General features: G+C 70.8%; 21 protein-coding genes. 5 read left to right on the forward strand and 16 right to left on the reverse strand.

Going from position 1 to position 22,158, the window contains the following annotated elements:
- Positions 1-33 precede the first annotated feature (33 nt).
- The 6 genes from yjfF to MTP10_RS23180 form a co-directional block, all read right to left on the reverse strand.
- A complete protein-coding gene (yjfF, locus tag MTP10_RS23155) occupies positions 34-1,032 on the reverse strand; it encodes a galactofuranose ABC transporter, permease protein YjfF (protein WP_310711681.1) in 999 nt (332 codons plus the stop codon).
- A complete protein-coding gene (locus MTP10_RS23160; protein ID WP_310711682.1) occupies positions 1,029-2,042 on the reverse strand; it encodes an ABC transporter permease in 1,014 nt (337 codons plus the stop codon). The genes yjfF and MTP10_RS23160 overlap by 4 nt, the downstream gene beginning before the upstream one ends.
- A complete protein-coding gene (locus MTP10_RS23165) occupies positions 2,039-3,547 on the reverse strand; it encodes a sugar ABC transporter ATP-binding protein (RefSeq protein ID WP_310711683.1) in 1,509 nt (502 codons plus the stop codon). The genes MTP10_RS23160 and MTP10_RS23165 overlap by 4 nt, the downstream gene beginning before the upstream one ends.
- 68 nt (positions 3,548-3,615) lie before the next feature.
- Positions 3,616-4,596 (reverse strand): ABC transporter substrate-binding protein, encoded by a 981-nt coding sequence (locus MTP10_RS23170; protein WP_310711684.1) that lies wholly within the window; start codon positions 4,594-4,596, stop codon positions 3,616-3,618.
- A 106-nt stretch (positions 4,597-4,702) separates the two neighbouring features.
- Positions 4,703-5,686: a LacI family DNA-binding transcriptional regulator gene (locus tag MTP10_RS23175; protein ID WP_310711745.1), complete on the reverse strand. Its 984-nt coding sequence runs from the start codon at positions 5,684-5,686 to the stop codon at positions 4,703-4,705.
- 187 nt (positions 5,687-5,873) lie between these two features.
- Positions 5,874-6,878, reverse strand: a complete 1,005-nt coding sequence (locus MTP10_RS23180) for a LacI family DNA-binding transcriptional regulator (protein WP_310711685.1) — start codon at positions 6,876-6,878, stop codon at positions 5,874-5,876.
- A gap of 124 nt (positions 6,879-7,002) precedes the next feature.
- Here MTP10_RS23180 and MTP10_RS23185 point away from each other — a divergent pair, with 124 nt between their 5' ends.
- The 5 genes from MTP10_RS23185 to MTP10_RS23205 are packed head-to-tail and all read left to right on the forward strand — an operon-like array spanning position 7,003 to position 15,845.
- Entirely contained in the window at positions 7,003-8,265 is a 1,263-nt protein-coding gene (locus MTP10_RS23185) for a sugar ABC transporter substrate-binding protein (RefSeq protein WP_310711686.1), read from the forward strand.
- Entirely contained in the window at positions 8,262-9,176 is a 915-nt protein-coding gene (locus tag MTP10_RS23190) for a sugar ABC transporter permease (protein ID WP_310711687.1), read from the forward strand. Before MTP10_RS23185 ends, MTP10_RS23190 begins: the two co-directional genes overlap by 4 nt.
- Positions 9,173-9,937 (forward strand): carbohydrate ABC transporter permease, encoded by a 765-nt coding sequence (locus MTP10_RS23195; protein ID WP_310711688.1) that lies wholly within the window; start codon positions 9,173-9,175, stop codon positions 9,935-9,937. Before MTP10_RS23190 ends, MTP10_RS23195 begins: the two co-directional genes overlap by 4 nt.
- Entirely contained in the window at positions 9,930-11,786 is a 1,857-nt protein-coding gene (locus MTP10_RS23200; RefSeq protein ID WP_310711689.1) for a beta-L-arabinofuranosidase domain-containing protein, read from the forward strand. Before MTP10_RS23195 ends, MTP10_RS23200 begins: the two co-directional genes overlap by 8 nt.
- Before the next feature lie 24 nt (positions 11,787-11,810).
- Entirely contained in the window at positions 11,811-15,845 is a 4,035-nt protein-coding gene (locus MTP10_RS23205; protein ID WP_310711690.1) for an Ig-like domain-containing protein, read from the forward strand.
- A gap of 87 nt (positions 15,846-15,932) precedes the next feature.
- On the opposite strand, the gene MTP10_RS23210 is transcribed toward MTP10_RS23205, so the two are convergent.
- The 10 genes from MTP10_RS23210 to MTP10_RS23255 are packed head-to-tail and all read right to left on the reverse strand — an operon-like array spanning position 15,933 to position 22,129.
- Positions 15,933-16,247, reverse strand: coding sequence for a gas vesicle protein K (locus tag MTP10_RS23210; protein ID WP_310711691.1), 315 nt, complete (start codon positions 16,245-16,247; stop codon positions 15,933-15,935).
- A gap of 5 nt (positions 16,248-16,252) precedes the next feature.
- Positions 16,253-16,576 carry a gas vesicle protein gene (locus MTP10_RS23215; RefSeq protein WP_310711692.1) on the reverse strand — a complete coding sequence of 108 codons (324 nt, stop codon included), beginning with the start codon at positions 16,574-16,576 and terminating at the stop codon, positions 16,253-16,255.
- Position 16,577: 1 nt separating this feature from the next.
- Positions 16,578-17,468: a GvpL/GvpF family gas vesicle protein gene (locus MTP10_RS23220; protein WP_310711693.1), complete on the reverse strand. Its 891-nt coding sequence runs from the start codon at positions 17,466-17,468 to the stop codon at positions 16,578-16,580.
- A complete protein-coding gene (locus MTP10_RS23225; RefSeq protein ID WP_310711694.1) occupies positions 17,458-17,961 on the reverse strand; it encodes a gas vesicle protein in 504 nt (167 codons plus the stop codon). Before MTP10_RS23225 ends, MTP10_RS23220 begins: the two co-directional genes overlap by 11 nt.
- A gap of 2 nt (positions 17,962-17,963) precedes the next feature.
- Complete coding sequence (gene gvpO / locus MTP10_RS23230; RefSeq protein ID WP_310711695.1) at positions 17,964-18,494, reverse strand: gas vesicle protein GvpO; 531 nt, start codon at positions 18,492-18,494, stop codon at positions 17,964-17,966.
- 4 nt (positions 18,495-18,498) lie between these two features.
- Complete coding sequence (locus MTP10_RS23235; protein WP_310711696.1) at positions 18,499-18,756, reverse strand: gas vesicle protein GvpG; 258 nt, start codon at positions 18,754-18,756, stop codon at positions 18,499-18,501.
- A gap of 6 nt (positions 18,757-18,762) precedes the next feature.
- On the reverse strand, positions 18,763-19,554 hold the full coding sequence (locus MTP10_RS23240) for a GvpL/GvpF family gas vesicle protein (protein WP_310711697.1): 792 nt from the start codon (positions 19,552-19,554) through the stop codon (positions 18,763-18,765).
- Between the two features lie 2 nt (positions 19,555-19,556).
- On the reverse strand, positions 19,557-19,979 hold the full coding sequence (gene gvpJ / locus MTP10_RS23245) for a gas vesicle protein GvpJ (protein WP_310711699.1): 423 nt from the start codon (positions 19,977-19,979) through the stop codon (positions 19,557-19,559).
- A gap of 39 nt (positions 19,980-20,018) precedes the next feature.
- Positions 20,019-21,206 (reverse strand): SRPBCC family protein, encoded by a 1,188-nt coding sequence (locus tag MTP10_RS23250; RefSeq protein WP_310711700.1) that lies wholly within the window; start codon positions 21,204-21,206, stop codon positions 20,019-20,021.
- 5 nt (positions 21,207-21,211) lie between these two features.
- Positions 21,212-22,129, reverse strand: a complete 918-nt coding sequence (locus MTP10_RS23255) for a hypothetical protein (protein WP_310711701.1) — start codon at positions 22,127-22,129, stop codon at positions 21,212-21,214.
- Positions 22,130-22,158 lie beyond the last annotated feature (29 nt).

Consider the following 22,158-nt stretch of genomic DNA (forward strand, 5'->3'; position numbering starts at 1 on the left):
CACAGTCGGGTACGGCAGACGCCGCACGAACGGTCAGTTACGGCGCCGCGCCGAGAATAGACGCTGCAGCAGGATGAACACGAACAGCAGCAACCCGATGAAGATTTTGGTCCACCAGGAGCTCAGCGTGCCCTCGAAGCTGATCACGGTCTGGATCAGCCCCAGCACGAGCACGCCGAGGACGGTGCCGAGCAGGAACCCGGAGCCTCCGGTCAGCAGGGTGCCGCCGATGACGACGGCCGCGATGGCGTCGAGCTCCATGCCGACGGCGTGCAGGCCGTACCCGGAGAGCATGTAGAACGACAGCAGCACCCCGCCGAGCGCCGAGCAGAACCCGCTGATGGTGTAGACCGCGACCTTGGTCCGCCCCACCGGCAGGCCCATGAGCAGGGCCGACTGCTCGCTGCCGCCGGTGGCGTAGACCGTGCGGCCGAGCCGGGTGTAGTGCAGCACGTACGCCGCCGCCAGCACCACCACGGCCGCGATCACCACGCTCGGCGAGATCCACAGGTCGGCGAACAGGTCGATCCTGGTCTGCGCGAAGGCGGTGAACGTCGGGTCCTCGATGGGGATCGAGTCGGTGCCGATCGTGTAGCACAGGCCCCGGGCCAGGAACATGCCGGCCAGCGTCACGATGAACGGCTGGATGTCGAAGGCGTGCACGATGTAGCCCATCACCAGCCCCAGCGCCGACCCGATGAGCAGCACCAGCGGCACCACGAGGTACGGCGGCCAGCCCGGCCCGGCCATGAGGCTGGCCGAGATCATCGTGGACAGCGCGACGACCGACCCCACCGACAGGTCGATGCCGCCGGTCAGGATGACGAACGTCATGCCGACCGCGACCACCAGCAGGAAGGCGTTGTCGATGAAGACGTTGAGGATCACCTGCCCGCTGGCGAACCCCTCGTAGCGGATGCCGCCCGCCACGAACATCGCCACGAACAGCCCGGCGGTCACGAGGACCGGCACGTACTTGGCCGGGACGGACCGGCCCCGGTCGCGCACCCGGTCGAGGATGGCCGTCGTCATGCCGTCACCCGCACCTTCTCCTCGGCCGCCGGCCGCGGCGGGATCGCGGGCCCGGCACGGCGGAACACCTTGTCGCGGAACTTCGGCGACTGGACCAGGCAGACGGCCGTCACCACGAGCGCCTTGAACAGCAGCGTGGTCTCCGGCGGCACGCCCACCGAGTAGATCGTGGTCGTCAGCGTCTGGATGATGAGCGCGCCCAGCACGGTGCCGCCCAGCGAGAACCGGCCCCCGGCCAGCGAGGTGCCGCCGATCACCACTGCCAGGATGGCGTCCAGCTCGATCCACAGGCCCGCGTTGTTGCCGTCGGCGCTGGACACGTTCGAGCTGATCATGAGCCCGGCGACGCCCGCGCAGAGCGCGGCGACCGCGTACACCGTGATGACGATCCCGCGCGAGCGGATGCCCGCGAGCCGGCTGGCCTCGGCGTTGCCGCCGACCGACTCGATGAGCATGCCGAGCGCCAGCCGGCGGGTCAGGAACGCCATGACGCCGAGCACCACGAGCACGAGCAGGATGCCGAACGGCACGGTCAGCAGGTAGCCGCCGCCGATGAGCTTGTAGGACGGGTCGTTGATCGTGATGATCTGGCCGTCGGTGATGAGCTGGGCCAGACCGCGCCCGGCGACCATGAGGATCAGCGTGGCGATGATCGGCTGGATGCCCACGACGGCCACCAGGAAGCCGTTCCACGCGCCGAGCAGCAGGCACAGCCCGAGCGCCAGCACCACGGCGGTGAACACCCCGGCGTCGTCGCTGATCTGCAGGCACGCCAGCGCTCCGGAGATCGCCACCACGGAGCCGACCGACAGGTCGATGCCTCCGGTGGCGATGACCAGCGTCATGCCGAGCGAGACGAGGATGAGGGGGGCGCCGAAGCGCAGGATGTCGATGAGGCTGCCGTAGAGGTGCCCCTCCTTCATCTCGACGGACAGGAAGGAGGGGGTGAAGAAGAGGTTGACGGCCAGCAGCGCCACCAGGATCAGCAGCGGCCAGAGGAGTCGCTTCATGCCCGTCCCCCGCTCGCGATGGTCTCCATGAGCACGTCCGTGGTGAGGGTGTCGTCGTTGGGCAGGTCGGCCACCAGCCTGCGGTCACGCAGCACGCCGACCCGGTGGCTGAGCCGCAGCACCTCCTCCAGCTCGGCGGAGATGAACAGCACGGCCATGCCGCCGCCGGACAGCTCGGCGACGAGCCGCTGGATCTCGGCCTTGGCGCCCACGTCGATGCCGCGGGTGGGCTCGTCGAGGATGAGCAGCCGCGGCTCCAGGATGAGCCAGCGGGCCAGCACCACCTTCTGCTGGTTGCCGCCGCTGAGGTTCCGCACGAGATGGTCGGGGTTGGGCGGGCTGATCTTGAGCGCCTTGATGTAGCGGCTCACCAGCTCGTCCTGCTGGTCGCGGGGCACCGGCCGGGTCCAGCCGCGGGTCGCCTGGAGGGCGAGGACGATGTTCTCGCGGACCGTGAGGTCGGGGATGAGGCCGTCCCGCTTGCGGTTCTCGGAGCAGAACGCGATGCGGTGCGCCATGGCGGCGCGGGGCGTGCGCAGTGCCGCGGTCTCGCCGCCGACCGCCACCTCGCCGCTGGTCGCGTGGTCGGCGCCGAACAGCAGCCGGGCGATCTCGGTACGACCGGAGCCGAGCAGCCCGGCCAGGCCCACGACCTCGCCCTCGTGGATGGTGAGCGTGAACGGCTCGACGGCGCCGGCCCGGCCCAGCTCGCGGGCCTCGACCAGCGGCCGGTCGAAGGTCCTGGCCTCGCCGTGCAGCCGCTCCAGCTCGGCCAGCTCCTGGCCGATCATCTTGGCCACGAGCCCGACCTGGCTGAGCTCGCTGGTGAGGTACTCGCCGACGAGCCGGCCGTTGCGCAGGATCGTCATCCGGTCGGAGATCTCGTAGATCTGGTCGAGGAAGTGGGAGACGAAGAGGATGGCGATGCCCTCCTCCTTGAGCCGCCGCATCACCCGGAAGAGCTGCCCGACCTCGCCCGCGTCGAGGCTGGAGGTGGGCTCGTCGAGGATGAGCACCCGGGCCTCGACGTCGATGGCACGGGCGATGGCCACCATCTGCTGCAGCGCCAGGGAGTACGACGACAGCGGCGCCGAGACGTCGATGTCGAGCTCCAGCCGGTTCAGCAGCTCGGCGGCGCGGGCCCGCATCCGCTTCCAGTCGATGCGGCCGCGGCGGCGCGGCTCGCGGCCGATGAAGATGTTCTCCGCCACCGACAGGTTGGCGCAGAGGTTGACCTCCTGGTAGACCGTGCTGATGCCGGCCTGCTGGGCCTCCAGCGGGCCGGCGAAGGACACGGTCCGGCCGGCCAGCTCGATCGTGCCCGTGTCGGCGGAGTGGACACCGGTCAGGACCTTGATCAGCGTGGACTTGCCCGCGCCGTTCTCGCCCATGAGCGCGTGGACCTCGCCCGGCAGCAGCCGCAGGTCCACGCCGTCGAGTGCCCTCACTCCAGGGAACTGCTTGCCGATCCCGCTCATCCGCAGGACCGGAGCGGGTACGTCCATCGCGGCGCCCCCTCCTGTTCGCGTGATCTGCGCGGCCGGGCCGGTCGGGGGACCGGCCCGGCCACCGGTCAGTACTTGCGCTCGGGCAGCGCCGTCTTGGCCTGGTCCTGGGTGAACGTCGTCTCCTCCGTCACCACGCGGGCCGGGATGCTCTCGTTCTTGACGACCTTCTTGGCGAGGTCCATGAGCTGCGGGCCGAGCAGCGGGGAGCACTCGACGATGTAGTTGATCTTCCCGTCGGCGAGGGCCTGCATGCCGTCGTGCACCGCGTCGACCGTGATGATCTTGATGTCCTTGCCGGGCACCTTGCCCGCGCCCTCGATGGCCTCGATGGCGCCGAGGCCCATGTCGTCGTTGTGGGCGTAGAGGACGTCGATGTCGGGGTTGGCCTTGAGGAACGCCTCCATGACCTCCTTGCCCTTGGCGCGGGTGAAGTCGCCGGTCTGCGAGGCGATGATCTTGAACTTGGGATCCGCCCCGATGACCTCCTGGAAGCCGGCCTTGCGGTCGTTGGCCGGAGCGGAGCCGGTCGTGCCCTGGAGCTCGACGATGTTGACGGTGTCCTTGGCGTCCTTGTACTCCTCGGTCAGCCACTTGCCGGCCTTGCGGCCCTCCTCGACGAAGTCGGAGCCGAGGAACGTCTTGTAGAGGCTGGTGTCCTTGGAGTCGACGGCCCGGTCGGTGAGGATGACCGGGATCTTGGCGTTCTTGGCCTCCTTGAGCACGGTGTCCCAGCCCGACTCGACCACCGGCGAGAAGGCGATGACGTCCACCTTCTGCTGGATGTAGGAGCGGATCGCCTTGATCTGGTTCTCCTGCTTCTGCTGGGCGTCGGAGAACTTCAGCGTGATGCCGGCCGTCTTGGCCGCCTCCTGCACGGACTTCGTGTTCGCGGTCCGCCAGCCGCTCTCGGCGCCGACCTGCGAGAAGCCCATGGTGATCGAGCCGTCGCCGCCGCCCGAGCCGCTGCCGCCGCTGCCGCCGCCGCACCCGGCCACCGTCACGGCGGCGAGGCCGGCGAGCGCCAGCATCGAGATCCTCTTCAACACGTGGTGTCCCTCTTTCTCGATGTGAGCGCTAACATCAGCGAGCTGACGAGAGCGCCCGCTTTCCGTGTCCCCGATGTCCCCGATGGTCTAGGTCGTAGGTGTGTGGTCAGACCCGTGCCGTGCTGGCCCGGGCCACGAAGGCCGGCGGGACGACGAGACGCTCGCACGCCTGCGAGCCCTCGCCCTCGATCTGCCGGAGGAGCACCTCGATGCTGTGCCGGCCGACCGCGTCGAAGTCCTGCCTGATGGTGGTGAGAGGAGGCGAGAAGAACTCCGACTCCGGGATGTCGTCGAAGCCGACGACGCTCACCTGGTGGGGCACCCTCACCCCCTGCTCCGAGAACGCCCGCAGGACGCCCAGCGCCATCTGGTCGTTGGCCACGAAGACCGCGCTCACGCCCGTCATGGACGCCAGGCTGCGGCCCGCCTCGTAGCCCGAGCGCGGGCTCCAGTCGCCGGCCAGCGGCTCGGGAGCCTCGCGGCCCGCCTGGGCGAGCGCGGCCCGCCACCCGGCCACGCGGCCCTCGGCCTCCAGCCAGTCGGACGGGCCCCGGACGTGCCACACGGTCTCGTGACCCAGCGAGAGCAGGTGCTCGGTGGCGAGCCTGCCGCCCTCGACCTGGTCCACGCAGACCACCGACACGTCGCCGGCCTCGCCGCCCTCGACCGCCACGGTGGGCACGCCGAGCGGCAGGTCGGCCAGCGTCTGGGCCGCCGAGCGCTGCGGGGCGACCACCACGATCCCGTCGACGCCCTGGTCGGCCAGGTAGTCGAGGGCGTCGCGGACGCCGCTCCTGTCGATGGACTTGAGGCTGACGATGCTGACGAAGTAGCCCGCGGCCCGGGCGGCCTGCTCGATGCCGTACACCGTGCTGGCCGGGCCGTACAGGGTGGTGTCGAAGCTGACGACGCCGAGCGTGCGGGAGTGCTTGGTCACCAGGGCGCGGGCGACGAGGTTGCGGCGGTAGCCCAGCTTGTCGATCGCCTCCAGCACCCGCGTGCGGGTCTCGCTGCGCACGTTGGGATGCTCGTTGAGCACACGTGAGACCGTCTGGTGGGACACGCCGGCCTCCCGGGCGACGTCCGCCATGACCGGCGCGCGCCGGGCTTGCGTCGATCCCACGAAGTGCTCCTTCCCCGGCCCCTCACGCTGGGCCTGGGAAGACTGTGAACGTTAACAACGGGTCTCGTCAAGAGCTCGCGGGATTACGGAAACGTCACATGCGCGCTTGTGATCGCCCGTACGGGCACTCAGGCCCGATGGGCGCGGGGAAACCTCACGCGGCGGCGGTGGAGTCGCGAATCACCAGGTGACACGGCATGCGGTGGACCCCGGGCGTCGCCCTGCCGTCCATGGCCGCGAACAGGTGCTGGGCGGCGGTGCGGCCGAGCAGCTCCAGGTTCATGTCCACGGTCGTCAGCGCGGGCCGGGCCTCGGTGGACAGCACCTCCCAGTTGTCGTAGCCGATCACCGCGATGTCGGCGGGCACGGAACGGCCCCGCTCGCGGGCCGCCTCCACGAACCCGGCGGCTATCTGGTCGCTGCCGCAGAACACCGCGTCCACCTCGGGCTCGGCCATGAGCAGCATCTCGGCGGCGTGCCGGCCCCAGCGCTGCGACCACGACCCCCAGAGCGTGTCGCCGGCCTGCTCGCAGCCGGCCGCCTCCAGCGCGATCCGCAGCCCCTCCTCGCGGTCGCGGGCCGCCTTGTAGTGGCGGGGACCGGTGACGTGCGCGACGCGGCGCCGGCCGAGCGCCAGCAGGTGCTCCACGGCCATCACGGCCCCGCCCACGTCGTCGGGCACGAACGACACGTCCTCCGGGTCGTCGGAGGGCCCGTAGGCGTACACGACCGGGACCGGCACGTCGTTGCTGACCGAGGGCCGCGGGTTGGTGCTCTCCCCCACCACGATGATCCCGTCCACCCGGCGCGACAGCAGCGCGCGCAGGTGGTGCTGCTCCCGGATGGCGTCGCCGCGCGCGTCGCACAGCATCACCGCCATCTCCCCGGCGCCGAACGCGTCCTCGGCCCCGAGCAGCACGGGTATCCCGAACCTGCCCACGCTGTCGGAGGTGAGCAGCCCGACCGTGCGCGTCTGCCCCGACAGCAGGCCCCTCGCCAGGGCGTTCGGCTGGAAGGACAGCTCCGCGGCGGCGGCCAGCACCCGGTCGCGGGTCGATGCCCGCACGTCGTGCCGCCCGTTGAGCGCCTTGGAGGCCGTGGCGATCGACACCCCCGCCAGGGAGGCCACGTCGTTGATGGTCACGCGCCTACCCGCCATGTTTCGAAACCCTTTTCAGTCACCTGACAACTGCGAGGCACCTTAACACCCATTGACAGGCCCGGATGTTTCTTCTACGTTTCCGAAAACCTTTTAGTTCTCGGGGGTCCCGAAGGAGACAACCATGAGACGACGGCTGGCCGGGATCGCCATCCTCGGACTGTTAGCGCTCACATCAGCCTGTGGCGGCGGGAACGGATCATCGGCCGAGCCCGCCGAGGGCCCGGTCACCATCACCATGTGGACCCGCGCCGCCACGCAGGCCCAGAGCGAGCGGCTGGTGAAGGCCTACAACAGCAGCCACAAGAACCAGGTCAAGCTGACCGTCATCCCGACGGACAACTACCAGCCCCGCATCGCGGCCGCCGCCGGAGCCAAACAGCTTCCCGACGTGTTCGCCGCCGACGTCATCTTCGTCCCCAACTACACCTCGCAGGGCCTGTTCCTGGACATCACCGACAGGATCGCCGCTCTGCCGTACAAGGACAAGCTGGCGCCCTCGCACATGAAGCTGGGCACGATGGACGGCCGGCAGTACACGCTGCCGCACACGCTCGACCTGTCGGTCTGGTTCTGGAACAAGGACCTGTACGAGAAGGCCGGGCTCGACCCGGAGAAGGGGCCGAAGACGCTCAAGGAGTTCGCCCAGCAGGCGACCACCATCCAGGAGAAGCTCGGCAAGGACGGCAAGGTCCACGGCACGTTCTTCGGCGGCAACTGCGGCGGCTGCTACGTCTTCACGTTCTGGCCCTCGGTCTGGGCGGCCGGCGGCCAGGTCATGAACGCCGAGGGCACGACGTCGCTCAACGACCAGCCGCCGATGACCGACGTCTTCAAGATCTGGCGCGAGATGTACGACAAGAAGGCCGTCGGCCCCACGGCCAAGGAGGAGCAGGGCCCGACCTGGACCGGCTTCTTCCCCAAGGGCGAGATCGGGGTCATGCCGATGCCCTCGACCACGCTCGGCCTGATGCCGAAGGACATGAAGATCGGCGTCACCCCGATCGCCGGCCCGGACGGCGGCGAGTCGACCTTCGTCGGCGGTGACTCGGTCGGCATCTCCTCCACCACGAAGAACGCCGACGCGGCCTGGGACTTTCTGTCCTGGACCATGTCGGACGACGCGCAGGTCGAGGTCATGGCCAAGAACAAGGACGTGCTCGCCCGCACCGACCTGGCCGGCAACAAGTACTCCTCCGAGGACCCCCGCGTGGTGCTGATCAACTCGCTGGTGGCCAAGGGGCAGACGCCGTTCGCGCCGCGCTTCGGCCAGACGTACAACGACCCGCAGGGGCCGTGGCTGCGTCTCGCCCGCGAGGCGATCTTCGGTGACGCCTCGAAGCTGCCGCAGCTCAACGCAGAGATCACGAAGTCGCTGCAGCAATGACGTTGACGCTCACGCGTACCGGGCGGCGGGCGGCGCACGGCGCGCCGCCCGCCCGATGGCGCAGCAAGAAGGTCCAGGGCTGGCTGTACGCGGCGCCCACCGCCGCCATCGTCGGGGTGCTCTTCCTCGTGCCCCTGGTGCTGGTGGTCTGGATGTCGCTGAACCGCTGGCCCCTTCTCGGCCCCGCCCGCTTCAACGCCCCGGACAACTACGCCAAGATCGCCGACAATCCGCTGTTCCTCGACGCGGTGCTCTTCACCCTGAAGTACACCGTGATCACCACGGTGCTGCTGTCGACGGTGGCGCTCGGGCTCGCCCTGCTGGTGCAGGAGCGCAGGCCCGGCGTCGCCTTCTTCCGCACCGCGTTCTTCCTGCCGGGCGCGGTCGGCTTCGCCGCCGCCGCGCTGCTCTTCTACGGCATGCTCAACAACGACTTCGGCCCCATCGACCCGATCCTGCAGGGGCTCGGCATCACCCACGAGCCGGTGAAGTGGATCGGCACGCCGAACATGGCGCTGTTCTCCACGATCGCGCTGGTGCTGTGGCGCTTCGCCGGGTTCAACATGCTCATCCTGCTGACCGGGCTCCAGGCCATCCCGATCGAGGTCTACGAGGCGGCCCGCAGCGACGGCGCCGGCCGCTGGCAGATCTTCACCAGGATCACGCTGCCGCTGCTGCGGCCCACGCTCGCCCTGATGCTGATCCTCAGCGTCACCGGCTCCCTGCTGGCCTTCGACCAGTTCTTCATCTTCACCAACGGCGGCCCCGACAACAGCACCGTCTCCATGGTCATGGTCGTCTACCGCGACGCGTTCTTCCGCTTCGACCTCGGCGGCGCCGCGGCCCTGTCGGTCGTGCTGCTGGTGGGCCTGGTCGGGCTGAACGCCCTGATGATGCGGAGGCTGCGGTGACACGCCACCTCACCCTTGCGGCCCTGGCCGTGCTGTTCCTGTTCCCGCTGGTGTGGAGCGGCTGGGCGTCGCTGGAGGACCCGTCCAACTACGTGGAGATGGCCGGGTTCGGCGAGGGGCTCGGCACGTACGCCACCAACAGCGTGCTCGTGTCGGTCATGACCGTCGGCGGCACGCTCGTGGTGTCGGCGCTCGGCGGCTACGCCTTCGCCCGCTTCGACTTCCCCGGCAAGAACCTGCTGTTCCTGGCCACGCTGGCGATCCTCATGGTGCCGTACGCGACGATCCTCATCCCGCTGTACGTGCTGCTCGGCTACATCGGCCTGCAGAACTCGCTGGTCGGGCTGGCACTGGTGTTCGTCATGTTCCAGCTCCCGTTCGCGCTGTTCATGATGCGCAACGCGTTCGAGGCGATCCCGCGCGAGCTGGAGGAGGCGGCGCTCGTGGACGGCTGCGGCACGTTCCGCGCGTTCTCCCGCATCCTGCTGCACGCGGTGCGGCCGGCGCTCGTCACGGTGGGCCTGTTCGCCTTCCTCGCCTCGTGGAACGACTTCTTCGCCCCGCTCATCCTGCTCAACGACGGCGCGTCGTTCACGCTGCCCGTGGCGGTGGTCAGCATGACCCAGCGCACGTTCGGCGCGATCGACTACGGGATGCTCCAGGCCGGCGTCATGGTCATGGCCCTCCCGTGCCTCGTCCTCTTCATCGTCCTCCAGCGCCACTACGTGCGCGGATTCATGTCGGGAGCTCTGCGTGGCTAACCCTGTCCTGCCCTCCTCGGGCATGCTCTCCCCTCTGGGTCTCGACTCCGTACGGCTCGCCCCCGGCTTCTGGGGCGACCGGGCGGCGCTCAACCGGGACGTCACCATCGCGCACTGCCAGGAGTGGATGGAGCGTGAAGGCTGGATCGGCAACTTCCGCGGGCAGCGCCCGCGCAGGGGCCGGGAGTTCAGCGACTCGGAGATCTACAAGCTGCTGGAGGGCATGGCCTGGGCCGACCACCCGGCGCTGCCGGAGCTGGCCGAGACCGTGGGCCGGGCGCAGGAAGGCGACGGCTACCTCAACACGCGGTGGAGCGGCAACCGCTACACCGACTTCGAGTGGGGCCACGAGCTGTACTGCTACGGCCACCTCATCCAGGCGGGCGTGGCCCGGCTGCGCATGCACGGCGAGGACCGGCTGACCGAGATCGCCGTCCGCGCGGCCGACCACGTGTGCCGGCGCTTCATGGACACCACCGAGACCTGCGGCCACCCGGTGATCGAGATGGCCCTGGTCGAGCTGTACCGGGCGACCGGCGCCGAGCGCTACCTGGAGATGGCCCGCCGCTTCGTCGAGCGCCGCGGCCTGCCCGCGCTCGGCGACATCCCCTTCGGCCGCGCCTACTTCCAGGACGACGTCCCGGCACGGCAGGCGCAGGTCTTCCGCGGGCACGTCGTCCGCGCCCTCTACCTGGCCTCCGGCGTGGTGGACGTGGCCGTGGAGACCGGCGACCAGGAGCTGCTCAAGAGCGTCGAGGCGCAGTGGGAGCGGACCCTGGCCCGGCGCACCCACCTGACCGGCGGCATGGGCTCGCGGCACGCCGACGAGTCGTACGGCGAGGACTTCGAGCTGCCGCCGGACCGCGCGTACAACGAGACCTGCGCGAGCATCGCCTCGATCATGCTGGCGCACCGGCTGCTGCTGGCCACCGGCGACGCCAGGTACGCCGACGTGGCCGAGCGCACGATGTACAACACGCTGGCCACCGGCGTCGCGCTGGACGGCCGCTCGTTCTTCTACGCCAACCCGCTGCACGTGCGGGTGGCCGCCGAGCCGCCGCAGGGCGTCAACCACGCGGCCGAGGGGAGCCTGCGCTCGCAGTGGTTCGACGTCTCCTGCTGCCCGAACAACATCGCCCGCACCCTCGCGTCGCTGGGCGCTTACGTGGCCGCCGCCGACCCCGGCGGGGTGCGGATCCACCACCACACGCCCGCCGAGATCCGGCACGGCGACCTGGCGCTGCGCGTGGAGACCGGTTACCCGTGGACGGGCGGCGTGACCGTGCGGGTCCTGGAGGACGGCGCCGGCACCGTGTCGCTGCGCGTGCCCTCGTGGGCGTCCGGCGCCACGCTCTCCCACGGCTCCGGCCCCGCCCGCGAGGTGGCGCCCGGCTACGCGGCGGCGGAGGGGCCGTGGAAGGCCGGCGACGAGATCCGGCTGGAGCTGCCCATGGCGCCGCGCTGGACGTTCCCGGACCGCCGGGTCGACGCGCTGCGCGGCTGCGCGGCGGTGGAGCGGGGGCCGATCGTGTACTGCGCGGAGTCGGTCGGCGACGAGCCGCCGCTGGCGCACCTGACCGTCCGCGTGTCGTCACCGCCCGCCGAGGCTGCGCCTGCCCAGGCGGGCCCTGCCGAGGACGACGTGGACCACGGCCCGGCCGGCGGCGAGGCGGTCGAGCTGGAGGTCGCCGCCGTGCATGCGGCGCCCTCCGGGAACGGCTGGCCGTACGGCCCCGACCCGGACCACGCGACCGGCGGCACGGACACCGCGCTGCGGCTCGTCCCCTATCACCGGTGGGGCAACCGCGGCCCCGCCACCATGCGCGTCTGGCTTCCCATCGCCGAGTGACACCCCCCGCTGGAGGAAACCCCCGTGCGTAGAATTCTGCCCTGTCTGATCGCCGTGACGCTGGCGGGCGGACTGCTCGCCGGCACCCCGCCGGCCGCCTCCGCCGTGACGGCCCGGGCGGCCGAGGACGGCCTGGGCATGCCGGTCTTCACCGGCGCGGACCCGGTGCCCGACGAGCCCGTCGGCTACCACCCGCGCAAGATGATGGAGGAGATCTACAACAAGGAGAAGGGCGGCGACTCCTACTGGATCGACCGCATGCTGGCCCGCCCCGGTGACGACCCGGCGGGCGACTGGCTGATGTCGCGCGGCCGGGCGCTGTTCATGAAGGAGCACGACCCGGCCAAGCTCGGCTTCGGCGGCAGCGTCGCCTACTGGGAGAGCGTCGACAACCGCGACGCCTACACGATCTCCCTCGGCGCCGACCTCGCCGAGGACAAGGCCAAGCGGCTGCAGATGCCGAGCCACTGGACCGGCGCGTACACCGGCGACGGCCTGTCGGTGAGCGTGAAGAAGTTCATCACCCACGAGAACGTCGCCGTCACCACGCTGGCCGTCACCAACACCGGCACGGACCGGCGGGAGGTTCCCGTCAGCGTCGTCTCGCCGTACGCGAGGACCGCCGACGGCGAGCGCGAGCTGACCGGCGTGGTCACCGCCAAGAACCGCCTGACCACGATCTTCCCGCGGCTCAGCGGCGACGGCCTCAAGGCCGCGGACGGCGAGCTGAGGGGCACGCTCACCCTCAAGCCCGGCCAGACCGCGACCACCAAGGTCCAGCTGGGCTTCGTGACCGAGGAGCTGCCCGGCTCCCGGACGGAGTACGACGGCTACCGGGGGCGCTCGCCCGAGAAGGCGCTCAAGCGGCAGCTCCAGGACTACAACGCCTGGTGGGCGGAGAACCTGCCCTACATCGACGTGCCCGACGAGAACATCAAGAAGTTCGTGTACTACCGCTGGTGGCTGATGAGGTTCAACTTCCTCGACGCCGACATCCCGGGCAACGACTTCCAGTTCCCGACGTCGGTCGAGGGAGCCCTCGGCTACAACAACGCCATCGTGCTGACCGTGCCGATGTTCATCCAGGACCTCAAGTACCTGCGCAACCCGATCTACTCGTACGGGCCGTGGGTGTCGGCGGGCGAGGTGTCGCGCAACTCCAAGTACACCGACAACCCCGGCGACCCGGAGAACTGGTCGAACAGCTACACCCAGTACATCTCGGCCTCGGCCCTGGAGAGCTACCAGCTCCACGGCGGCCAGCCCGGCGTCCTGCGCAACCTGGCCCGCTACGCCGAGAAGGACGTCTACGGGCAGCTCAACGCCTACGACTCCAACAAGAACGGCGTCATCGAGTACGACTGGGAGGCCATGACCGGCAACGACGCCGACGCGGTGTCGTTCCACTACTACGACCGGGCCAACGAGCGGCTCGAAGGCGCCTACGTGTACGCCAACGCCATGGCGGCGGCCCAGGCGTACGCGCTGATCGGGGACACGGCGAAGGCCACCGAGATGCGCGGCGTGGCCGACAAGGTGAAGAGCGGCATCCTGTCCCTGCTCTGGGACGACAAGGACAAGCTGTTCAAGCACCGCGACCTCCAGACGGGCAACCTGATCCCGTGGAAGGAGTCGAACAACTACATCCCGTACGCCACGGGACTGGTGCCCACGGACGACCCGAAGTACCGGGAGGCGCTGCGCCTGTGGGCCGACCCCGCCGAGTACCCGATCTTTCCGGCCTACACGGCCAACCAGAAGGACAAGGCGGAGGCCGCGGCCCAGGGCAAGCCCGGGTCGAACAACTTCTCGCAGATCAACTCCACCCGGAACTTCGCGCTGTTCTCCAAGGCGCTGCGCGAGTACGCCTCGCCGTACATCACGGCCGACCAGTACAAGCAGCTCCTGTACTGGAACGCCTGGTCCCAGTTCGTCGGCGGTGACACCCGCTACCCCGACGCCAACGAGTTCTGGGCCAACTGGAACCCGGCCACCAAGAGCATCGACTACCGCTCGTGGATCCACCACACGATCCTCGGCAGCAGCAACTGGACCGTCATCGAGGACGTGATGGGCCTGCGCCCGCGCTCCGACGGCAAGGTCGAGCTGTGGCCGGTGGACATCGGCTGGGACCACTTCACGGTCAACGGGATCGACTACCGCGGCGACGACCTGACCATCGTCTGGGACAAGCCGGGTGACGGGACCACCCACTACAAGGGCGTGCCCGAGGGCTACTCGATCCTCGTCGACGGCAAGCGCAAGGTCACGCTGTCCGGGCTGGCGCACGCCACCTGGGACCCGGCGACCGGCAAGGTCGAGGGCGCCACGGGCGTCACCGTCCTGCACAGCGAGAAGGCGCCGGCCATGCGCGCCCCCGCCGACGTGAAGCTCAAGGGCGCCAGGGTCGAGGACCTGTTCCAGAAGGCCGGCGTGGACCTGCGCTCCGCCGGCCCCAACCTGGTCACCGGCGCCACGGCCTCCCACGGCGACGCCGCCCCGGCGGCCGACGGGTTCACCATCAACGAGCCGTTCTGGGGCAGCAAGGGCTCCGGCAAGCCGCAGGACTGGCTGGCGGCCGACCTCGGCGGGGCCAAGCCCGTGGACCTCGTCCGGCTGTACTTCACCAACGACCGCAAGCCGGGCGGCTACAGCGAGCCCGCGTTCTACCAGGTGCAGTACCTCGACGGCGACACCTGGAAGGACGTGCCCGGGCAGGCCAGGGAGCCGGTCCACCCGCGGGCCAACCTCAACACGATCCGCTTCCCCAAGGTCGTCACCTCGAAGCTGCGGGTGCTCGTCACCCACCGCCCGGGGTACGCGACCGGGCTGAAGGAGGTCCAGGCGTACGCGACGGGCGAGGACGTGCCGCGGGCGGGCAACGCCGCGCCGTACGTGCTGGCCGTCGCCGACCCGTCCTTCAACCGGCCGGGGCAGGCCAAGGTGGATGCCGTGGTCAAGGACGACGGGCTGCCGTCGGGGACGCTCACCACGCAGTGGAGCGTCGTGGACGGGCCCGGTGAGGCGTTCTTCACCGACCCGGCCGGGACCAGCACCGTCGTGTCGTTCACCGAGCCGGGCACGTACCGGCTCAGGCTGACCGCCTCCGACGGCGCCAAGCAGACGACCGCCACGGTGACCGTCACCGCGGGCGCGCTCGGCGCCCAGGTGAACGTGGCCCCGTACGCCACGCCCACCGCCTCCTACACCTCTTCGTGGGAGAAGGTGACGGCGGTCAACGACGGCATCGACCCGCCCCGCTCCAACGACGGCGCCAACCCGCGCTGGGGCACCTGGCCGCAGCAGGGCACGCAGTGGGTGCAGCTCGAATGGCCCTCGCCCGTGCGGGTGAACAAGGCCGACGTGTACTTCTTCGACGACGGGGGCGGCGTCCGCGTGCCGAAGTCGTGGAAGATCCAGGCGTGGAACGGCCAGGAGTTCGCCGACGTCACCGGCGTCGCGTCCTACCCGGCGGCCGCCGACGCCTACAACACGGTCGCCTTCGACACGGTCACGACGACGAAGCTGCGCGTCCAGCTCGAAGCGGCGGAGGCGTCGGTCGGGCTGCTGGAGGTCAAGACGTACGCGGTGCCGCCGGACTCGGTGCGGCCGGTCCACGTCCCGACGCTCGCCGGGACGCTGCCCCAGCTCCCCGCCACGGTCGAGACGCTGTACGACGACGGGGTGCGCGGCCGGGCGGCGGTGACCTGGCAGCAGGTGACGGCCGACCAGGTCAGGACGGGCGGCACGAGCTTCACCGTCACGGGCCTCGCCGAGGGTCTGCGGCAGCCGGTCCAGGCCACCGTGTACGTCAGGACGACCGGGGCGGTGACCATCACCTCGCTGGCCGAGGAGGCGGTGCGCACCCGCGCCGGCACGGCTCCGGCGCTGCCGGCGACGGTCGTCTCCACCTACAACGACGGCTCCAAGGACAGCGGCGTCGCGGTCACGTGGGCCGCGGTCGGCGCCGACCAGTACGCCAGGCCGGGCACGTTCACGGTGACCGGTGAGGTGGCCGGCACCACGCTCCAGGCCAAGGCGACCGTGACGGTCGAGTAGACACACGGCCGTCCGATGAGACCTGGGGCCGGGCTCCCGCCGCGAGGGGCGGGAGCCCGGCCCCGGATCGTTCAGTCCTCGGGTCGTTCAGTCCTCGGGCAGCAGGGTGCCGAGCGGGCCCAGGTCGAGGTTCAAGTCGGACGGCGACAGGCCGAACCGGTCGCACAGCTCCGTCATGGCGTCCTCCAGCCGCATCAGGGTGAGGCCCAGCGCCTCGACCTGCTCGTCGGACAGGTCGCCCTCCTCCATCCGGCGTACGGACTGCCGCTCGACGAGCTGCCGCACGAGCTCCACCAGGGTGAGCACCAACCGGGACAGGTCCCGCTCGACGGCCTCCCGGTCGGCCTCGATCCGCAGGCGCGGCGAGCGCACCTCACGGACCGGCTCGCGCCTCCCCTCCATGGAGCTCATTCCTCCGGCTCGTCCTCCCGCACGCGCTCCACGTACCCCTGGATGGGCGGCGCCCCGTGCCCCCTGACCGGTTCGTCCTCGCGGCCGGGCCGGCGGACCGGTTCCAGCACGCGGAGCGGCTCGGACTCGCGGATCGAGGCGAAGACCGCCCGGATCGAGATGCGGACGAGGTCGATGTCCGCGATCGACAGCACCAGGTCACCGCTGACCACGACACCGCCGGCCAGCAGCCGGTCCAGCAGGTCCACGAGGGCCACCCGTTCGGGCGGCAGCCGCCCCTCGGAGGCGAGCACGGAACCCCGCGTCTCCTCGAACGCCACGTCAGACCTCCTCTCGCCGCGCGCCGTCGTCGTCCTGCACACCGTCGTCGTCCAGCGTGATGAACGAGTACGGCGCCCACGGGCCGGTGAGCTGGATGTCGCCGCCGTCCCCGCGCAGCTCCTCCACGGCCCGCGCGAACTCCTCGCCCCGGTCCCGTTCGACCAGGTAGGCCCCGTTCAGCACCATCGACTCCTCGCGGCCGGAGAGCTGCGGATCCTGCGCTCGGTGGCGGCGGCTCGCGACGGCGATGGAGCTGAGGGCGCCGTGGACGCGCTCGGCCCGCGCGCCGGCCTGCCGCCACGCCTCCTCGCGGCTGCGCATGTGCTGCTGCCGCCGCTTCAGGTACGCCGTCCCGGGCCGCTCCGTCTCCTTCCGCGTCTCCCTGCCGCCCGCCTCCGCGCCGCGCGCCTCCCCCTCCGGTCCGGGCCGCTCCCCCGGCGAGGCGTACACCTTCACGCCCCACTCCTGCCGCCCGGCGACGCGGCCGAGCGCCCGCGCGAAGTCGTCGCGCCGCTCGGCCAGCAGGGTCCGCACCTGCGCGTCCTCGCTGTAGACGGTGACCAGGCGCACGGGCACGACCGGCGCCCGCAGCGCCACCGCCTCGACGACGCGGTGGTGGGCGCGCGCGGTCTCCTCCAGCCAGTCCAGGTCCTCCATGGAGCGCCGCAGCGGCTCCTCGCCGAACTGGTCGAGCGGCACGGTGCTCACGTACGCCACGAGACCGGCCCCACCGATCGTCCGCACCTCGCCGTCCGCGATGCCTCGCGGAAGCGCACCGGCGCCCGCCGGGGCCGCCTGCTCCCGCGAAGGCACCTCGTCCCGGCCGGCGTGACCGGGCCCCTCCGCGGCGACGGCGTAGAGGTACGTGCCCGAGCCCGGGTCAGCGGCCACGGTCGTCCTCCTCGGCCTCCTCGGCCCGCACGGCACGGCGGCGCGGGCGGCCCTCGCCCGCCCCCCGCTCCACGGCACGGCGGCGGGAGCGGCCCTGCCCCGGCTCCTCCTCCACGGCACCGCGGGAGCGGCCCTCGTCCACCTCGCGCCCGCCCCGGCGGTCCGGCGGGTAGCCGTCCTCCAGCTCGGCGACCCGGTCGCGCAGCCGGCGGTTCTCCTCCTGCAGGCCGCGGTCCTTGCCGCTGAGCCACGGGTCGTGCTCCCACCAGTCGATGCCCATCTCGCGAGCCGTGTCCACCGACGCGATGATCAGCCGCAGCTTGATCGTCAGCAGCTCGATGTCGAGAAGGTTGACCCGGATGTCACCGGCGATGATCACGCCCCGGTCGAGGACGCGCTCCAGGATGTCGCCCAGGTTGGTCGGCTCGCGGCCGCCGGAGGCCGACGAAGGGTAGGCCTGGCGCCCGATCGGTCCCGTCCGCGCTGGCTCCACGATCAGCCCCTCTCGCTGTCACCGCTGCCACGCCGGTAGCGGCGCAGCCTCCGGTAGGAGAGCAGGTCGCCCTCCGCGTCCAGCTCGGCCTCGTACAACGCGAGGATGTCGCCCGACGACGGGATCCGGCGGTCCTCCACCACCTCGACGTCCACGGTCCAGCCGTTGTCCCCCGGCTTGACCAGCGTGACCCCCTCGGGCTCGCGGGCCGTCAGCCCGGCGATGTGCCGCAGCCCCGTCTCGCCGGCGGTCGCCGCGGACAGCCGCCGCCGCGGCTCCTCCTCGTAGCCGTCGCCGCCCTCGTCCTCGTACTCCCCCTCGTCCTCCTCCTCATACTCCCCTTCGTCCCCTTCGTCCTCGTCGTCCTCGTCGGCCGGCTCGTCGTCATCGGCCGCTTCGTCCTCGTACTCCTCGTACTCGGCGTCCTCGTCCTCGCCTCTGTCCGCCGCACCGGCGTCGGTGTCGTCCGATGAGAGATCGTCCCGCTCGCGCTCGAACGTGTCGTCGGCGCGGCCGCGTCGCCTGGCCGGCACGCGATCACCTCCTGCCTTCTCCGGGGTCGATTCCGGTGGGCGGGCCGATCATCCTCTGCAGGACCTCGCGCATCCGCTCCTCCTGCTCCTCCTCGGAGATGAGGCCCTCCGCCGCGGCCCGTTCGATCTCCTCCAGCTCGCGCCGCACCGCCGCGGGGTCGCTCATCTCACGCTCGACCTGCTCCTGGATCAGCTCACCGAGCCGGATCACCCCTTTGACCGGCGCCAGCGGCCAGCCGAACAGAAGGCTGAGCAGGCCCATGCGCCGTCACCCCGCCGGCGTGACGATGAAGTCGTACGGAGCCAGCGGCCCGAGCAGCCGGATCTCGACCCGGCCCTCCCACCGCGAGGCGAACCCCTCCAGGGCCTCCTCCAGGTCGTCCTGCCGGTCCAGCTCCACGAGCAGCGCGATGTGCGCGGCGTCCTGCTCGTGCGTGGGCTCCCGTACGGACGTCAGCACGGAGACCGGCGCGAGCGCCTCCGCGAGCGCCTGCGTGTCGGCCTCGCGCTTGGCGCTGACGGCCTGGTTGACGATCTCTCCGAGCTGGATGCGCGCCTCGCGGCTGGCGTCCTCGGGCAGGCTCCGGATCTGCTCGCGCAGCTCCGCCACCGCGGGCTGCTCCTCCAGGACCTCCCTGAGGACGGCCTGCTCGACGTAGCGGGCCTTGACCACGTACTCGGCCCGGCCGTCCAGCTCCTCCAGCGCCGAGCGGAAGTCGTCGTGGTGCGGGGCCAGCAGTTCCTCCACGACCGCCTCGGAGCTGGTCATGACGGCGCCGAAGCGGATGGGCAGCACCGGCACCTCGGCCGCGGTGGCGTCGAGCAGCCGCTCGTGGGCCATGAGGTCGTCGGGCGTTCCCAGCGGGCGGTCGAGGTCCAGCTCGCTGACCAGCGCGCCGACCTCGCCGTGCCGTACGAGACTGACCGCGGCGGACGGGTCGCCCACCCCTCGCGCCTCGTCCGACACCTGCACGTCGGCCGGCACGATCCCGTAGAGGTAGACGCCCACTCCCACCTCGGACGTGGAGCTCCGCTCGTCCTCCCTGCCGGTGGTGGTCATGGTCAGTCCTCCCCTCTGCGCCGCCGGCGGCTCGGCCGCGGCTCGCTCTCTTCCTCGTCACCGGAACCGCCGATGAAGTCGTCGAGCTTCTCCGCGGCGGCCTCCAGGACACCCTGCGCCGCGCCCTTGCCCGTGTCGGCGATCTTGTTCTGCTTGATGTTGTGCATGAGCTCGGGCAGCCCCTGGCCGCCCTGCTCCGCGAGATCGAGCCGGTTCACGGCCTCGGCGAAACGCAGGTACGTGTCCACGCTCGCCACCACGATCCGCGCGTCGATGGTCAGCAGCTCGATCCCCACCAGGGAGACCCGCACGTACGCGTCGATCACCAGGCCCTTGTCCAGGATGGTGTCGATCACGTCCGCCAGGCCGGACGCGGAGGGGCGCTGGGCTATTCCGCCCCCGCCTCCCGCGGGCTGCACAGTCATACGCTTACCCCTCGATCCTCAGCCATCGCTCCGGCGCCCTCACCTGCGGCCGGCGGTCGCAGCCCTGCGGCGGGCCGGTCGCCGCGCCGGGGGCGGCTCCTCTTCCTCTTCTTCCTCTTCCTCGTCGGCCCGGCCTTCGGGCTCCTCCTCGGCGCCCTCGTCCTGGGGCTCCTCGGGCTCCTCCTCTTCGCCTTCTTCGCCTTCTTCGCCTTCTTCGCCCTCTTCGCCTTCTTCGCCCTCGTACTCGTCCTCGGGCTCCTCGGGCTCTTCGCCTTCTTCGCCTTCTTCGGGCTCCTCGCCCTCCTCGGGCTCGCCCTGGTCCTGCGGCTGCTCCTCGGCGCCCTCTTCCTCTGCGCCTTCCTCTTCCTGGCCCTGCTCCTCCTGGTCGCGCTCCTCCTGCCTGGCGGTCTCGTCGTCCTTGGTGACCTTGCCCTCGTGGATCTCGCCGCGCCAGCCGCCGTCCTCCGACAGCTCGTCGGGGTGCAGCATGACGTGCGTCATGACGTGCCGGGCGAAGTGCTTGATCTCCAGCCGCGCCCGCCTGCCCTGCGCCCGCCAGATGTTGCCCGTACGCTCGAACAGCCCTTGAGGGTGGTATTCGAGGATGACGATGACGCGGGTCAGGTTCGGGGTGAGCTCGTGGAACGTCACGGCACCGTCGACGTAGCCCTTGGCCCCCTCCGACCGCCAGATGATGCGGTCCTCGGGGACCTGCTCCTGGATCGAGGACTTCCAGACCCGGTGGGACCAGAAGACCTGCGCCTTCCAGGAGAGCTTCTCCTCGGACTCCTGGTTGACGGTCTCGACCTTCTTCATGAAGCTCGGGAAGTCCTGGAACTGCGTCCACTGGTTGTAGACGACGCGGATGGGCGCACCGATGTCGATCGCTTCGACGATGTTGGTGAGCTTGAGCTTCTTGCCGCCTTTGCCCTTGCCGCCCTTCTTGCCGCCGGTGAGGGCGCTGCCGATGGCCTTCGTCGCCCCGGACAGCAGCATCTTGCCGGGCGAGAACCCGCCACCCTTGCCGGTGATCGCCCCGAGCAGCCCCTCACCGCCGCCCTCGGCGACGTCGGTGAGCCGCCCCGTCAAGCCCCCCAGCTTGTCGGTGATGGAGCCCATGGCGCGCTCTGCCAGCGCCATGGCGAGGTCCTGCAGAGCCGATACCAGCTCGTCCTTCGGACCTTCCAGGTCCGGGGCGGCCTCGTCGGCCTTCGATACGTCAGCCACCTGGCTCACCTCCGCGCCTTGCCTGTCGTCGTCGAGGAGCGCCCGCCCCTCGTACCGGACCGCTCCTCACTCTGCGATCCGTCTCCGCCGGACCCCGCCCTGCGCCGGACCGGCCGGGCGCTCGTCTCGCCGTCGCCGCCGGACCCTCCGGAGGACCTGCCTCCCGAGGACTTGGCCGCTGACGACCCGGACGCCTTGGAACCGGACGCCTTGGAGCCGGTCGACTTGGAGCCGGTCGGCTTGGAAGCGGACTTCGCACCGGACGACCTGGACGTGGACGGCTTGGCAGTCGAGGACTTCGACGCCGTGGACCTGGACGCCGACGGCTTGGACGCCGCCCCGGAGGCCCCGGCCCCGGCGGCCCTGCTCACGGGCGACCCGCCGGTCGAGCCCTGGGCGCGGACACGTCCGCCCCGCGCGCGGGGCCGCTCCTCGGGCTCCTCCTCCTCTTCCTCCTCGTCCTCTTCACCCCGGTCCTCGTCCTCGCCGGACTCCTCGCCCTCGTCCTCGTACTCGTCCTCTTCGCCCTCGTACTCCTCGTCCTCCGGGCCTTCCTCGTCTTCCTCGCCTTCGCCGGAGGCGCGCCGGCCCCCGGGACGTTCCGCATGCCGCAGCCCCTCGGCGCGGTCGTGCAGCTTCGAGGTGATGTTGTCCACCTGCTTGCTGGCCGCAGCCACGGCGGCCGCCTTGCCGACCTCCAGCAGCTCGCCCCGGAGCCGGTTGGTGATGTCTTCGATCTGGGGAGAGCCGCCGAGCAGCTTCGCCCCTTGTTGCAGCAGCCCGCCGACGCCCTCGTCACCTTCCTTGCGCAACCGCTTGGCGATCCCGATCGCCGTCAGGAGAGTCGCCAAGCGCAGCTTGTGACGCCGACCGAGGTAGTAGCCCGCGGCGAGAGCCATCGCCACTCTGGCCGTGTCCTTCATGGCATGCGCTCCTTCTTCCGGCATCCGTC

This window comes from Nonomuraea sp. 3-1Str, assembly GCF_031570565.1.
GTDB lineage: Bacteria > Actinomycetota > Actinomycetes > Streptosporangiales > Streptosporangiaceae > Nonomuraea.

Coding starts and splice junctions, on each gene's coding strand:
- MTP10_RS23255 (WP_310711701.1), bottom strand. CDS start 22,129: ATGAAGGACACGGCCAGAGTGGCGATGGCTCTCGCCGCGGGCTACTAC.
- MTP10_RS23240 (WP_310711697.1), bottom strand. CDS start 19,554: ATGACCACCACCGGCAGGGAGGACGAGCGGAGCTCCACGTCCGAGGTG.
- MTP10_RS23180 (WP_310711685.1), bottom strand. CDS start 6,878: ATGGCGGGTAGGCGCGTGACCATCAACGACGTGGCCTCCCTGGCGGGG.
- MTP10_RS23235 (WP_310711696.1), bottom strand. CDS start 18,756: ATGGGCCTGCTCAGCCTTCTGTTCGGCTGGCCGCTGGCGCCGGTCAAA.
- MTP10_RS23210 (WP_310711691.1), bottom strand. CDS start 16,247: ATGGAGGGGAGGCGCGAGCCGGTCCGTGAGGTGCGCTCGCCGCGCCTG.
- MTP10_RS23190 (WP_310711687.1), top strand. CDS start 8,262: ATGACGTTGACGCTCACGCGTACCGGGCGGCGGGCGGCGCACGGCGCG.
- MTP10_RS23185 (WP_310711686.1), top strand. CDS start 7,003: ATGAGACGACGGCTGGCCGGGATCGCCATCCTCGGACTGTTAGCGCTC.
- MTP10_RS23165 (WP_310711683.1), bottom strand. CDS start 3,547: ATGGACGTACCCGCTCCGGTCCTGCGGATGAGCGGGATCGGCAAGCAG.
- yjfF (WP_310711681.1), bottom strand. CDS start 1,032: ATGACGACGGCCATCCTCGACCGGGTGCGCGACCGGGGCCGGTCCGTC.
- gvpJ (WP_310711699.1), bottom strand. CDS start 19,979: ATGACTGTGCAGCCCGCGGGAGGCGGGGGCGGAATAGCCCAGCGCCCC.
- MTP10_RS23160 (WP_310711682.1), bottom strand. CDS start 2,042: ATGAAGCGACTCCTCTGGCCGCTGCTGATCCTGGTGGCGCTGCTGGCC.
- MTP10_RS23175 (WP_310711745.1), bottom strand. CDS start 5,686: ATGGCGGACGTCGCCCGGGAGGCCGGCGTGTCCCACCAGACGGTCTCA.